Genomic DNA, 13,748 nt, shown 5'->3' on the forward strand with positions numbered 1-13,748 from the left:
TCGCTTCCTCACAAATATTCAGCTAATTTTTTAACGTAACTCATTAGTTGTTCAAACCAATCCGATTGTTGCATTTGCGGTTGAATAACTAACTTTATATGCATTTTATCATTTGATTCCGCCACTGTCGCTCGTAGTTTGGTAACTGATAACGCAGCAAAGACGTTTTCCCCACTAATTCTTTGACTTGCTGCCGGCGTTAAAGTAATAAATAAATTACCGTTTTTACGTTCAATTTTTTCTACCTGAGCAGCATCCGCGTGTAATTTTAGCTCGGTAACTTTAATTAAGTTTGCTACTTCGGTCGGATATTCGCCAAACCGGTCAATCAAGTCATCCACCACGTCCATCAAGCCTTCGGTAGAGTCTACCTGACGAAGACGTTTGTAGAATTCGATTTTTTGTTGTGGGTCTTCGATATACGTACTTGGTAGAAAAGCTTCAATTTCCAAGTCGATCTCACTATCGGACCGTTTTGGAACTTGCTTACCCTGTTTTTGCTTAACTGCGTCAGCCAGCATTTGCGTGTATAAATCGTAACCAACCGAATCAATAAACCCGTGTTGTTGCTTTCCAAGCAAATTGCCCGCGCCCCGGATGGAAAGGTCTCGCATAGCGATTTTAAAGCCGGACCCCAGCTCCGTGAAGTCTTTAATGGCTTCCAACCGTTTTTCACCTAATTCAGTTAACACCCGGTCCCTTTGATATAGGAAGTACGCGTACGCCACCCGGGAAGAACGTCCAATCCGCCCCCGCAGCTGGTACAGCTGGGAAAGCCCCATGTGATCGGCGTTTTCCACAAATAAAGTATTGGCGTTAGGAATGTCGATTCCGGTTTCGATAATCGTAGTCGTTACTAGTACGTCATATTCACCTTCGATGAAGTCAAACAAAATGTCTTCAAGTTGTTTTTCAGTCATCTGCCCGTGAATGTAGGCAACCCGGGCCTCGGGTACCAACGCCTCGATTTGGGCGACCACTTTTTCAATATCTTGCACCCGGTTATGCAAGAAAAACACCTGGCCATCTCGACGGATTTCTCGCATAATTCCTTCACGAATAATGCCAGCGTTCTCCTCGACCACGTAGGTTTGAATCGGGTACCGGTTAGTTGGCGGTGTTTCAATTACCGAAAGATCCCGCACCCCAATCATCGACATGTTTAGGGTTCGCGGAATCGGGGTAGCCGTAAGGGTCAAGACATCCACTTGGGAACGCAATGCCTTAATCCGTTCCTTGTGCTTCACCCCAAAACGCTGCTCTTCGTCGATTACTAGCAATCCTAAATCCTTAAACTGCACGTCCTTTGACAATAACCGGTGGGTTCCCACCACAATGTCAATGGTTCCGTCAGCCAACCCCTCCAACGCTTCCTTGATCTGTGCGTTAGTTTGAAACCGGGATAGCATCGCGGTTGTGACTGGATAATCTTCAAAACGATCGTTCATCGTATCAAAGTGTTGTTGTGCCAAAATCGTGGTGGGAACGAGAATTGCCACCTGCTTGCCGCCTTCGATGGCTTTAAAAGCAGCTCGGAGGGCTACCTCAGTTTTCCCGTAACCCACGTCTCCCACTAGCAAACGATCCATCGGCCGTGGCTTTTCCATATCCTCCTTAACTTCCTTGATCGACCGGAGTTGGTCGGGAGTTTCGGTATAAGGAAAATCATTTTCAAATTGCAATTGCAAGTCGTCATCCGGCGGAAAAGCAAATCCTTTTTCAGCTTCTCGCTTAGCATATAGCTCAATTAAGTCGTCCGCAATGTCTTCAATTTTTGAAGCAACGTGCTGCTTAGTTTTTGCCCAGTCGGATCCGCCCAGTCGATTAATTTTAGGCCGCTTGCCTTCTGCCGCGACATATTTTTGAACTAAATTAAGTTGGGTTACCGGAATGAAAAGCTGTCCACTACCTTGGTATTGGATAGTGAGGTAATCTTGGTGTACCCCGTCAACTTCCATGGTGGTCATTCCCAAATATTTACCAATCCCGTGATTAACGTGCACCACAAAATCCCCAGGCTTTAGCTCGGTATAGCTTTTTAGCCGTTCTGCGTTTTCAATGTGCTGTTGCCGTGGACGTTTTTTGCGTACCTTGGCAAACAGTTCTTTTTCCGTAAGCACCACCAGTTTGGCATCCGGCATTTCAAACCCTTGCGAGAAAGATTGACCAATGATGTTGACCGCCCCGATAATTACCCGGTCTGCTTGCACAGTTTGTGAAGCAATTTCAAAGTCGTGCAACGTGCTGGCAATTTTACTTTGGCGCTCCTTAGAATTTGCAAAAATCAAGACGGTGGCGTGCCGACTCATCCACCGTTCTACTTCGCCTTTTAAGACCGGCATTTGACCAAAGAACTCCTGCACCGCCCTAGTGGTGATTTCCGTGAGTTGGTCAAACTTAAGCCGCCCCATTCCCTTTTGGAACATTGACAAAAAGACTTGGGATTGCTTTTTTTGCCGAATCAATTGCCGAATTTCTAAGCCAAACGGGTCGTTATCTAGCAAAACGTTATTTTTCAACTGATCCACAATCCAGCTTGCTTCGTTTTTCTGGATATCTAACTCCGCATCTAAGATCCGTGGGTAGTCATCAACCACCAGCACCCCGTCGGCCAAATAGTCGAGCAACGAATTCGGTTTTGCGTAAAGTTGCTTGGTGTAAATTACGTCTTCTGGAATAATCTGGTGTTTTCGCCACCGGTCCGTAACTTCCGCAATGTTTTGTTGTAAAGCTTCCTGGTCGTCTTCATCCAGACGCTTGCGTGCAGCTTGGACCTGCTTTTGCAGTTTTTCAATCCCCTGACTAAATTGTTCTTCCGTCACAATTAAATCCGTTGCCGGCAGAATCTTAGTCTGGGTGATATTTTCAATGCTACGCTGGTTATTTTGGTCGAAAGTACGGAGCGAATCCACTTCGACATCGAAAAAGTCCACCCGGACCGGAACGTCTTGATTAAGTGGAAAAATATCCACAATCGAGCCTCGAACGGCAAATTCCGACTTCTTTTCCACCTGCTCGACCCGTTGATAGCCCAACTGAGTCAGCTGGCGAATCAATTCTTGCGGATCATATTCTTCGCCCACGGTAAGTTCCAGCTGGGCCTGCTTAACGTCAGCTGCAGCGGGGACCATCCGGCGGAATCCCGAGGCCGAGGTGACGTAAACTCCCAACTGACGATTAGCAAGGGCGTTTAAGAATCGCACCCGGGCCGTCCGGTAGTTAGGTGAACTAGTCGCCACTTCCGCCGCAATAATCTCTTCGGCGGGAAACCAATACGCTTGCAAATCTAGCTGTCCCTCTGCCAAATCGTTATATAAACGTTCTGCGTGCGCTAAGCTATCCGTCACCACCAAAACCGGGCGTTGTTGGCTTTGCAATAGCGCATTCAAAAAAAGTTGTTTAGCAGGTTCCAATAATCCGGTCACTAATTGCCGCGTTTGCGGCCCTAAGTTACTAGTAACTTCATTGACCGCTTTGGTATCTGCAAAAATCTTTTCAATATTCATACTTGCCCCACTAATTGTATTGATTCATCAATTGACTGAATTCTGCGCCCGCTAACCAGTCGTCGAGTGCCGCAACTGCATTTTGGACGCCAATTTCAAAGTCAGCTTGTTGTTCTTTAGTAAACCTTCCGAGTACGTAATCGACCACCTTTTGGTGTGCAGGATGCTCAATTCCCACTCGGAGACGCCGAAATTTTTCGGTACCTAAATGGGCAATCAAGCTCTTGATCCCGTTGTGACCGCCTGCCGAACCCTTTTGGCGTAACCGAATTTTACCTACCGGCATGTCCATGTCATCATAAACCACGATCAAGTCCGTTAAGGCTAAATCATAGTAATCCATCAAGGGACGCACGGCCCGCCCGGAATCGTTCATGTAGGTGGTTGGTTTCACTAATAAAACCTTTTCACCATTTAAGAAAAATTCGCCCACCATGGCTTGGTGATGGATCTTAAAATGCTCCACCCCATACTTTTTAGCTAGCGCGTCCACCACCATAAACCCGGTATTATGTCGCGTTTGATCATATTCTTTTCCAATGTTCCCTAAACCAACAATCATTTTCATTATTTATCATCCTCATACGCAAAAATAGCTGAAAGGAATCCGCCCCTTCAGCTTGAGCTCGTTTTAAATAATCTTATCATATATCATTATAAAAGCTTAGATTTTACTTTCATTCCCCCGACAATTATTTTAGACAAACTTATTCTCATTCTGAAATTAGGTCTCAACTTTCCCCTGTTAAAATGCTATAATACTCTGGTGGACCAAATATATAATCTAATAAATGAAGGGAATGGATATTATGTCTAATATTCAAAATCATCAAAAAGTTGTCCTCGTCGGTGACGGTGCCGTAGGTTCTAGTTACGCATTCGCGATGGCACAACAAGGAATCGCTGAAGAATTCGTCATTGTCGACGTTGTTAAGGATCGTACAGTTGGGGACGCATTGGACCTTGAAGATGCTACTCCATTCACAGCTCCAAAGAACATCTACTCTGGTGAATACTCAGACTGCAAGGATGCTGACTTAGTTGTTATCACAGCTGGCGCACCACAAAAGCCAGGTGAAACACGTCTTGACCTTGTTAACAAGAACTTGAACATCCTTTCAACAATTGTTAAGCCAGTTGTTGATTCTGGTTTTGATGGTATCTTCCTTGTTGCTGCTAACCCAGTTGATATCCTTACTTACGCAACATGGAAATTCTCTGGCTTCCCTAAGGAAAAAGTTATCGGTTCAGGTATCTCACTTGACACAGCTCGTTTGCGCGTAGCTCTTGGTAAGAAATTCAACGTTAGCCCAGAATCTGTAGATGCTTACATCTTAGGTGAACATGGTGACAGTGAATTTGCTGCTTACTCATCAGCTACAATCGGTACAAAGCCATTGCTTGAAATCGCTAAAGAAGAAGGCGTTTCAACTGACGAATTGGCTGAAATCGAAGACAGCGTACGTAACAAAGCTTACGAAATCATCAACAAGAAGGGTGCTACATTCTACGGTGTTGGTACTGCCTTGATGCGGATTTCTAAAGCAATCCTTCGCGACGAAAATGCTGTACTACCTGTTGGTGCATACATGGACGGCGAATACGGTTTGAACGACATTTACATTGGTACTCCTGCAGTTATCAATGGTCAAGGTCTAAACCGCGTTATCGAAGCACCACTTAGCGATGACGAAAAGAAGAAGATGACTGACTCAGCAACTACTTTGAAGAAAGTTCTTACTGACGGTCTAAACGCTCTTGCTGAAAAACAAGACAAATAATAATTAAATTTATTAACGAAAGCACCGGTTGCAACCGGTGCTTTTTTTGTGCTCACCTTTCTTTATCGCCATTTTCTCCCCAATCTTGTACCAAAAATGAGTAATTACGTAAATATTGATGCCAAAGGCCGATTTTTTTGTTAAGATTCGCATAGTAGACTTGATATATCAGAAATATTACAGTAATGTTACAGAAGAAAGTAAAAGCAAAGAAAGAATCAATTCATTTGGGGGAAGTACTATGCAACAACGAAAACATCAGCACCAGCGACCACACCATTCAAAAATTGCCATCACGGTTGGTGCAGTGGTTATTTTGGGATTGGGCTACGCCGGTATCGCCCACCATTACCAAAATAGCAAAACCTTTATGCCAAACACAACGTTAGCGGGCACTAACGTAGGCGGCAAAACTGCTGCCCAAGCACAGCAGTTGATTGAAAACCACTTAAGTAATCAAAAATTAAATTTGACTGCGAACGGCAAAGTTGTAAAAAAGGTTGACCTTGCTGACGCGGGAATCAGTTCAACCAGTCGCCAGTCAATCACTAGCGCAATCAAATCACAAAATGGATGGGCCTGGCCCCTTCATCTAATGCACGTAGCCAACGCTGCAGACAAACCTTCCGTTAGTCTTGATCAGGCGGGCACTAAAAAGTTAAATGCCTATGCTAAAACTACCGCTGACGAACTAAATCAAAAACTAAATTCTAATACCAAATCAACTGCTCACGTTGTTAGTCCAGAAATTCTGGCACAGCAAATTCAAGCCAGCACTGCTAGAGGCGCTCAAGAGTTGGACCTAAAAAAAACCTACTATTCGAAGAAGAATAATGCTGCTCAGGTTAAACTTCAACGGATTCAAGCCGAAAATGAAAAAATCACCTATGACGTAAACGGCAATACCGTGGTGATTCCTAAAACCACTATAAAAAGTTGGCTCGACGTTAAAACCGATTCTCAAGGCCAGCAAAAATTAAGCGTGGATCAATCCAAAGTAAAGGCTTATTTAGCGGATTTAAACCAAAAATACGCTACTTACGGAGCGGACGTGACCTTCAACAGTACTAAGCGCGGTACCCAAACCGTTAAGGATGGAATTTTTGGTTGGTCAATCAACACCACGGCCGATGCCGCTAACCTAAGTACCAACATTCTAAAAGGCGCTAGTTTTACCCAAAAAGCTACCATCGTTGGTTCGGGGCAATCTTTGAAAAAGGGTGACCTTGGCTCTACGTATGTAGAAGTCGATAAAACTAACCAACACATGTGGTTCTATAAGGATGGTAAACTGCAAATTTCTACCGACGTGGTAACTGGTAAGCCATCGAACGGTAACACCACGCCTACGGGAGTCTTTTACGTTTGGAACAAAGAACGTAACGCAACGTTACGCGGCAAAAACGATGATGGTTCCAACTACGCTTCTCCAGTAAGCTACTGGATGCCGATTGACTACACCGGAGTGGGCCTCCACGACGCTCCTTGGCAACCTAAATTCGGTGGTGACTGGTATAAGTCGCACGGCTCACACGGCTGTGTTAACACCCCACCCGCCACAATGAAAAAATTGTTCGATGCTGTTCCAGTTGGAACTCCGGTAGTGGTATTCTAATACCTTAATCTATGCTATTATTAAAAATAGATTAAGATATGGAGGGTAATCCATAATGTTATTAAAATCAATGGTTAAACCCAAGCAACGGCTAACTACCGTCCAAGAAGATGCCACACTTGAAGAAGCTCTTAAAATTTTAGAAGATTCTGGTTTCCGGTGCGTTCCCATTTTAGATAAAACCGGGCGCCTTTTCCGCGGAAATATTTATAAAATGCACATTTACCGGCATAAGTCGCGGGGTGGCTCAATGCAAGACCCGGTGACCAGTCTATTGAAAAACGCGACCAAGTATATTAACTTAAGTGCCGCGTTCTTCACCGTATTTTTTACCATCAAGGATTTACCTTACATCACCGTTTTAGATGATAATAATTATTTCTACGGGATTTTAACCCATGCGCGCCTGCTAGACGCCCTTTCCCAATCTTGGAATACTAACGTAGGGAGTTACGTAATCACGGTGGTTTCTAGTGACGAACGCGGTGATTTAGCAACTAGCGCAAAAATCATTACAAAGTATACTTCCATTGCAAGCGTCATTACTTTGGACTCTAACGAAGATGAACTGATTCATCGGACGTTGTTTACCTTACCAGCGGGAGTTCCACCAAAAAAGCTACAACGCATTATTAGCAATTTAGAGCGAAAAGGTTTCAAAGTCCCTGAGGTTGAGGATTTACAATCGCATCGTTTAGCTTAGATTATTAAAAATAGCGACCAGGAAAATTCCTGGTCGCTATTTTTTGTGGGCTATTACAGTGTTGTGAGTAACGTTTGCTGTAATGGTCCTTTATGTATTCGCAACCAGACCCAAACTAACTTTAAGGGCCTCGTTGACGCGTTTCATCTTTTGGCCGTCCAACCGGCCAATTCGATCATGTAGACGTTGTTTATCAATTGTTCGAATCTGTTCCATTAAAATTACCGAAGCCCGCGGATTGCCGGCTTCGCCTGCACGAATGGCAACGTGGGTGGGCATCTTTGGTTTAGTAATCCTAGTCGTAATCGCTGCGATAATTACCGTCGGACTATAGTGATTGCCAACGTTATTTTGAATCACTAAAACCGGACGCATTCCCCCTTGTTCAGAACCAACAACTGGTGACAAGTCTGCATAGAACAAATCGCCGCGCTTGATCTTGGATTCGTCCACAGTGCCACCCCATCTTTAATCTATTAATTTAATCACTACTCAACACGTTGAATACGTGTTCTTCGCAAGCCGCCTCGCAGGACGTGAAATCTTGGGTAATCTTAGCGTTAATATCCGCCATTTGTTGGTAGCCCGCTTTTAAAAGCTCTAAATGTTCCGCAGCATGACGTTCAAAAAAAGCATGGATTAGTTGATCACTTACCCCAGTGGGTTCAACTTCAAACATTTCACAATAAATCTCTTTTTCAACAGATATATCCCTTAGTTGATTACTCATTAGGCTCGCTCTCCTGTATTCCTGATTATTACTTTCATTCTACCATCAATAAAATTATTTTACTATATCATTATTCTTATAAACTCGCGGAATCCGCTCCGTAAAGCCACAAGTAATCTCGTAATTAATCGTTCCTGCGTAATCAGCAATGTCCGTCATGCTGATACTCTTTCCTTGCGATTGTCCCGCTAAAATTACCCGGGTACCTGCCGGATATTCATGCGGAAGGCGAATCATTAATTGGTCCATGCAGACCCGCCCCACGATTTCACAGAAGTGCCCATCAACTAGCACGTGGAACCCTTGTAGGCATCGTGGGTAACCATCCGCGTAGCCAATCGGAACGGTACCAATCCATTCGTCTTGTTCAGCGGTATAAGTTGCTCCGTAGCTAACCGAACGACCCTTTTTCAATAATTTTGAAAATGAAAGTTGGGCTTCTAACGACATCGCTGGTTTTAAATCATACGGTGGTTCCAGAACGGATCCAGACGGATTCATCCCGTAAATACCAACTCCAAATCGGATCATGTTACCATTGCATGCCGCATGCCATAGACTAGTCGCGGTGTTAGAAACGTGCACGTACCGTGGCTTTTCAGGCAAAGTATCCACCATTTTATGAAAACGGTCAACTTGCAGGTTGAAATAAGTTGGGTCCTTTTCATCTGCAGTTGCAAAATGGGTAAATACACCTTCAAAGATGAACCGCTCGTCTTCTTTGAGTAACTTTGCAGCTCGGTTAAGCTCCCCTGCTTCTTGGAAACCAATTCGTCCCATTCCTGTATCAAGTCCAAGATGCACCTTCAACGGATGCTCCGCCGTTAATTGCGGAGCTGCTTTAATTAACCAATCTACATCACCAACGGTTAACGAAATGTCTTTTTCCGCAGCTAATGCCGCCCACTTCATGTTGGTAACCCCCAAAACTAAGATTGGTTCCGCAAAACCCGCTTCCCGTAACGTAAGCGCCTCGTCTAAAATTGCCACACAAAAACCGGTGGCCCCCGCTTGTTCAGTATACCGGGCGACCGGAATCAGTCCGTGACCATACGCGTCTGCTTTGATTACGGCAAATAACTCACTTTGCTGATCTAATCGTTCAATTTCTTTTTTTACATTTTGTCGAATTGCCGCCGCATCAACTACTAGTCGACTTGAACGATGCCATCCTTCAACCATTGTTAATCCCCCTCTAAGATTACCTGTGTTACGACATGGTGTTTTGAATGCGAAATCGACACGTGTGCTGCCCCATTAAAAGGATGCTTGCTAAACATTGGTCGACCATTGTCATCATACACAACTTCAATATCTTGAAAATTAAGGTGCTTTCCTAATCCCGTACCGTAAGCTTTACTATAGGATTCTTTGACTGAAAAATGGCCAGCCAAAAATTCGTACGCTCGCTGACCGCTCATGTTTGCCAATTCGGCTTGCTCTTTAGTAGTCAATACTTTCTTGATAAAAGACGTTGGATTATGCAACGTTTTAAACCGATCAATATTGGTAATATCAATGCCAATTCCGTAGATCATGTGAATCCTCCCATTGTCGTCATTTATTGTATCAAACTTACCTTTGAAAGAACATCCCAACTTAACCCCGCTACGATGGGCTTTGCCATCCCTTTGCCTTCCTTAACTACCATCCCGGGGCTCAAGCGGATTGGTAAAGTTTTTCTAAAACTGCTGAATAAAAAAATGAGGTCCGAAACCCACGCTTCGGTAACCTCATTAATCCGTTTGAACTTTATTTTTCTTTAATAACAAAGTGACGTTTGTTGCCGCCTTTATTACTATCTTGCCGGTGGTTTGAACCCGCGTGGCGATCGTCACGATCTCGTCGATGACCGTTCTTACGATCGTTCCATTTGCCACCATTGCCGTTGCGCCGGTAGCCATTACCACCGCCGTGACGCCGACCACCTCGGTAGCCGCCACCACCCTTGTGATTACCACTCTTCTTCCGTGGCAATGGGCGTTCAGGAGTAATTTTAACCTTAATTTCACTTGCGTCTGCCTTAGTTTCGTCATTTAATAAGGTCGCTACTAATGTACGCGCGTCGTATTGTTCTAATAAACGGTCTGCTTGTTCGCCAAACTTATCAACATCCGTCTTTTTAACCAATTCTTGCACGTTTTGTTCTGCCATTGCTGCCCGACCAATGAAGGCTTCTTCTTCTGTTGGTGGCTTTAATGGAAGTAAACGTTTCTTAGTTAAACGTTCTACATCCCGAAGGTAATCCATTTCCCAGTTAGTTACAAAGGTTACGGAAGTTCCGTGAGCACCGGCCCGGCCAGTCCGCCCGATCCGGTGAACGTAACTTTCAGGATCTTGGGGGATGTCGTAATTATAAACGTGGGTAACTCCAGAAATATCTAATCCCCGTGCCGCAACGTCGGTAGCAACTAGAATATCTAATTGCCCATCCCGGAATTGGTGCAAAATGTTCATCCGGCGTTGTTGCGTTAGGTCTCCATGGATTCCCGCTGCGTTATACCCACGAGCAACCAATCCCTTAGCCACTTCGTCAACTCGGCGCTTTGTCCGACCGAAGACTACTGCTAACTTAGGTGACTGCACGTCAATAATTCGGGTTAACATATCAAATTTTTCAAATTCTTTAGAACGAATGTAGTACTGATCAACCAAATCAGCGGTTAGTTCTTTTGACTTAACCGTCACTTGTTTAGGATCAGTCATAAATTTAACCCCAATCTTTTTGATTGGTGCTGGCATCGTTGCTGAGAATAGTAACGTTTGCCGTTCACTTGGGGTTTGTTCAATAATTTTTTCAATATCTGGTAAGAATCCCATGTCCAACATATCATCCGCTTCGTCAAGTACCAGGGTTTTAACGTGGTCTAAGCGAATAGTGTGTCGGCCAATGTGATCTAAAAGTCGGCCGGGAGTTCCCACAACGATTTGTGGGTGGCTCTTCAACGCATTGATTTGCCGGCGAATGTCTGCTCCACCATACACAACTTGAACTTTAGCTCGCTTGTACTTACCCAATTTAAAAATTTCTGCTTGGGTTTGGGCAGCTAATTCACGCGTTGGTGAAACGATAATTGCTTGAATATTAGGATTATCTAGGTCAACATTTTGTAAGATTGGCAATCCAAACGCAGCCGTTTTTCCGGTTCCGGTTTGTGCCTGTCCAATAATATCTTTCCCCGCTAAGACATCGGGAATTGTTTCAGCTTGGATTGGAGTGGGTTCATCGTATCCATTGTCTAAAACAGCTTTCAAAATGTCTTCTTCCAACCCTAGTTCGGTAAATTTCAAATATAATTCCTCCTAAATTTCTGCTACTGCATCAAAGAAAATCCGTCTTTTAGGGCAAAGCCCACAGTAACAATCATGTAAACATAACTTTATAATCATACACCCGCGAAGTGGGATTAGCAAATAAAATAGAGAGTGGAAGCCCTTGGTCTGGGTTTGAGGACTAATTTAATTTAGGGCTTAATCGTGGGTTAGACGATTGAGTTCTAAATTGGGTTAGCCGCAGAACCCTAAGGGCTGGAACTCGTTTCCTAATAAAGAGCGTGGAAGCCCTTGGTCTGGGTTTGAGGACTAACTTAATTTAGGGCTTAATCGCGGGTTAGGCGATTGAGTTCTAAATTGGGTTAGCCGCAGAACCCTAAGGGCTGGAACTCGTTTCCTAATAAAGAGCGTGGAAGCCCTTGGTCTGGGCTTGAGGATTAACTTAATTTAGGGCTTAATCGTGGGTTAGACGATTGAGAACTAAATTGGGTTAGCCGCAACGTTCCAAAGGCGTATTCCCATTTCAGCCTTCTTAAGTGCGAACTCCCGACCACAAAAAAGACCGGGAGCCTCCCCGGTCTTTAGCTTGCTATTTGAGTTCTTCAACTACTTTTTCCAAATGAATTCCGTGACTTGCCTTTAATAGTACGCAGTCGTCGGCCTTAATTTTATGCTGTAAGTCTGCAGTCAGTTGAGGAAGCTCATTTGCGGCGTACAAATGAACGGCTTCCGCTGGATATATTTTTTCATCAACCAACCGTTTTCCCAATGCTTGCATGTGTGCGCCCACGAGAAATACTTCTTCAAATTGGGCAGGATCTAAATTATCTGCTAGCTGGGCGTGCATTTGGTCAGCATCTTCCCCAAGTTCTAGCATGTCGCCAAGCACCACAAAACGGCGTCCCGTTTTCTTAGTGTGTGCAAAAGAGTTTAACACCGCCTTTGCGGCCGTAGGATTCGAATTATATACATCACTTAAAATCCGTTCTCCCTGACGTCCTTTTAGCCATTCGGTTCGATTCTTAGTTAAGTTAAAATCTGCCAATGCACGGGCGCTATCCGCAATTCCAACGTGATACCGGTTGCCTACCGTAATTGCTGCTAAAGCATTCATTACGTTGTATTCGCCAATAATTGGCAACTTAACTTCGACTTCCGAATCAAGGTTGGTCTTAAATGTCGTTTCAGTATCGTTCCCGGCTACGTCAGTCGCAAATACGTCGTTTTCATTTCGCATCCCAAACGTAAGCTGTTCAACATCGACCGTCTTAGCGCGTTCTGTCAATAATGGTTCGTCGCCATCGTAAACAAAGCAACCGTCCTCTTTTAAGCCGTCCGTAATTTCCATTTTAGCGTCCGCAATTCGATCACGCGTCTTAAAGAATTCGATATGGGCTTCCCCAATCATGGTAATTACCGCGATGTCCGGTTGTACTAACTCACTTAGGAAGTGCAGCTGGCCGGGACGATCCATCCCTAATTCAACCACCAGTACCTCGGTATTCGCGTTCATCCCTAAAATGGTAATTGGCACCCCAATTTCGTTGTTGAAGTTGGCTTCCGTTTTTACCACGTTAAACTCGGTCGCCAAAATGGCAGCAGTCATATCTTTAGTCGTGGTCTTACCGTTGCTTCCCGTAATTGCCACAACTTTAGGATTAATTTTATCTAAGTAGTATTTCGCTAATTTTTGCAACGCGGCCAGTGGATCTTCCACTTCAATACTTGGCAGATCTGCCGGACGGGTATCTTCATGATCCTTCGCCCATAACGTTGCGACCGCGCCGGCCTGAATAGCCTGCTCAATAAATTGGTGACCGTCGCGTTGTCCCTTAATCGGAACGAACAAAGAACCCGGCGTCAATTGGCGACTATCAAACTGAACACTAGTGACACTAACCTCATTCCATTGTTCCGGGTACTCATCTACTCCAAGAGCACGGGCAATTTCACTTAGTTGCATTTTCATATTTCTAAAGCTCCCCCTATTCAAACCTACCCTCAATTATACCATAGCCACTCTTTTCGTTCCTAAGGCTACGGGTTCAAAAAAGCCCAGTAAATTTTAACAACCAACTTAATCTAGAAACATACCGTTGAAAATTAGTTTGGGTTAACAAAAACTGGGCTTCCATTCGCT

The 13,748-nt window shown here is 44.3% G+C and carries 11 protein-coding genes; 3 read left to right on the forward strand and 8 right to left on the reverse strand.

The window, feature by feature from the left end:
• Positions 1–8 precede the first annotated feature (8 nt).
• Positions 9–3,506 carry a transcription-repair coupling factor gene (gene mfd, locus NYR25_07770; GenBank protein UWF33472.1) on the reverse strand — a complete coding sequence of 1,166 codons (3,498 nt, stop codon included), beginning with the start codon at positions 3,504–3,506 and terminating at the stop codon, positions 9–11.
• A 10-nt stretch (positions 3,507–3,516) separates the two neighbouring features.
• On the reverse strand, positions 3,517–4,074 hold the full coding sequence (pth, locus tag NYR25_07775; GenBank protein ID UWF33473.1) for an aminoacyl-tRNA hydrolase: 558 nt from the start codon (positions 4,072–4,074) through the stop codon (positions 3,517–3,519).
• Between the two features lie 241 nt (positions 4,075–4,315).
• Here pth and NYR25_07780 point away from each other — a divergent pair, with 241 nt between their 5' ends.
• The 3 genes from NYR25_07780 (at position 4,316) to cbpA (ending at position 7,605) form a co-directional block, all read left to right on the forward strand.
• Positions 4,316–5,287, forward strand: coding sequence for an L-lactate dehydrogenase (locus tag NYR25_07780; GenBank protein ID UWF33474.1), 972 nt, complete (start codon positions 4,316–4,318; stop codon positions 5,285–5,287).
• Between the two features lie 241 nt (positions 5,288–5,528).
• Positions 5,529–6,902 carry a L,D-transpeptidase/peptidoglycan binding protein gene (locus NYR25_07785; protein ID UWF33475.1) on the forward strand — a complete coding sequence of 458 codons (1,374 nt, stop codon included), beginning with the start codon at positions 5,529–5,531 and terminating at the stop codon, positions 6,900–6,902.
• Positions 6,903–6,957: 55 nt separating this feature from the next.
• Positions 6,958–7,605: a cyclic di-AMP binding protein CbpA gene (gene cbpA, locus NYR25_07790; protein ID UWF33476.1), complete on the forward strand. Its 648-nt coding sequence runs from the start codon at positions 6,958–6,960 to the stop codon at positions 7,603–7,605.
• A 90-nt stretch (positions 7,606–7,695) separates the two neighbouring features.
• Here the strand turns inward: cbpA and NYR25_07795 are convergent, their stop codons facing one another.
• The 6 genes from NYR25_07795 to NYR25_07820 all read right to left on the reverse strand — a co-directional run bounded on the left by NYR25_07795 (position 7,696) and on the right by NYR25_07820 (position 13,577).
• Positions 7,696–8,058: a type II toxin-antitoxin system PemK/MazF family toxin gene (locus NYR25_07795; protein UWF33477.1), complete on the reverse strand. Its 363-nt coding sequence runs from the start codon at positions 8,056–8,058 to the stop codon at positions 7,696–7,698.
• Positions 8,059–8,086: 28 nt separating this feature from the next.
• Positions 8,087–8,335 (reverse strand): hypothetical protein, encoded by a 249-nt coding sequence (locus NYR25_07800; protein UWF33478.1) that lies wholly within the window; start codon positions 8,333–8,335, stop codon positions 8,087–8,089.
• Between the two features lie 54 nt (positions 8,336–8,389).
• Positions 8,390–9,517: an alanine racemase gene (gene alr / locus NYR25_07805; GenBank protein UWF33479.1), complete on the reverse strand. Its 1,128-nt coding sequence runs from the start codon at positions 9,515–9,517 to the stop codon at positions 8,390–8,392.
• Positions 9,518–9,519: 2 nt separating this feature from the next.
• Positions 9,520–9,873, reverse strand: coding sequence for a holo-ACP synthase (acpS, locus tag NYR25_07810; GenBank protein ID UWF33480.1), 354 nt, complete (start codon positions 9,871–9,873; stop codon positions 9,520–9,522).
• A gap of 214 nt (positions 9,874–10,087) precedes the next feature.
• Positions 10,088–11,626 (reverse strand): DEAD/DEAH box helicase, encoded by a 1,539-nt coding sequence (locus NYR25_07815; protein UWF33481.1) that lies wholly within the window; start codon positions 11,624–11,626, stop codon positions 10,088–10,090.
• Positions 11,627–12,197: 571 nt separating this feature from the next.
• Positions 12,198–13,577, reverse strand: coding sequence for a UDP-N-acetylmuramoyl-tripeptide--D-alanyl-D-alanine ligase (locus tag NYR25_07820; protein UWF33482.1), 1,380 nt, complete (start codon positions 13,575–13,577; stop codon positions 12,198–12,200).
• Between the last annotated feature and the right edge of the window lie 171 nt (positions 13,578–13,748).

It is taken from the genome of Pediococcus acidilactici (assembly GCA_024970065.1).
Taxonomy (GTDB): domain Bacteria; phylum Bacillota; class Bacilli; order Lactobacillales; family Lactobacillaceae; genus Pediococcus; species Pediococcus acidilactici_A.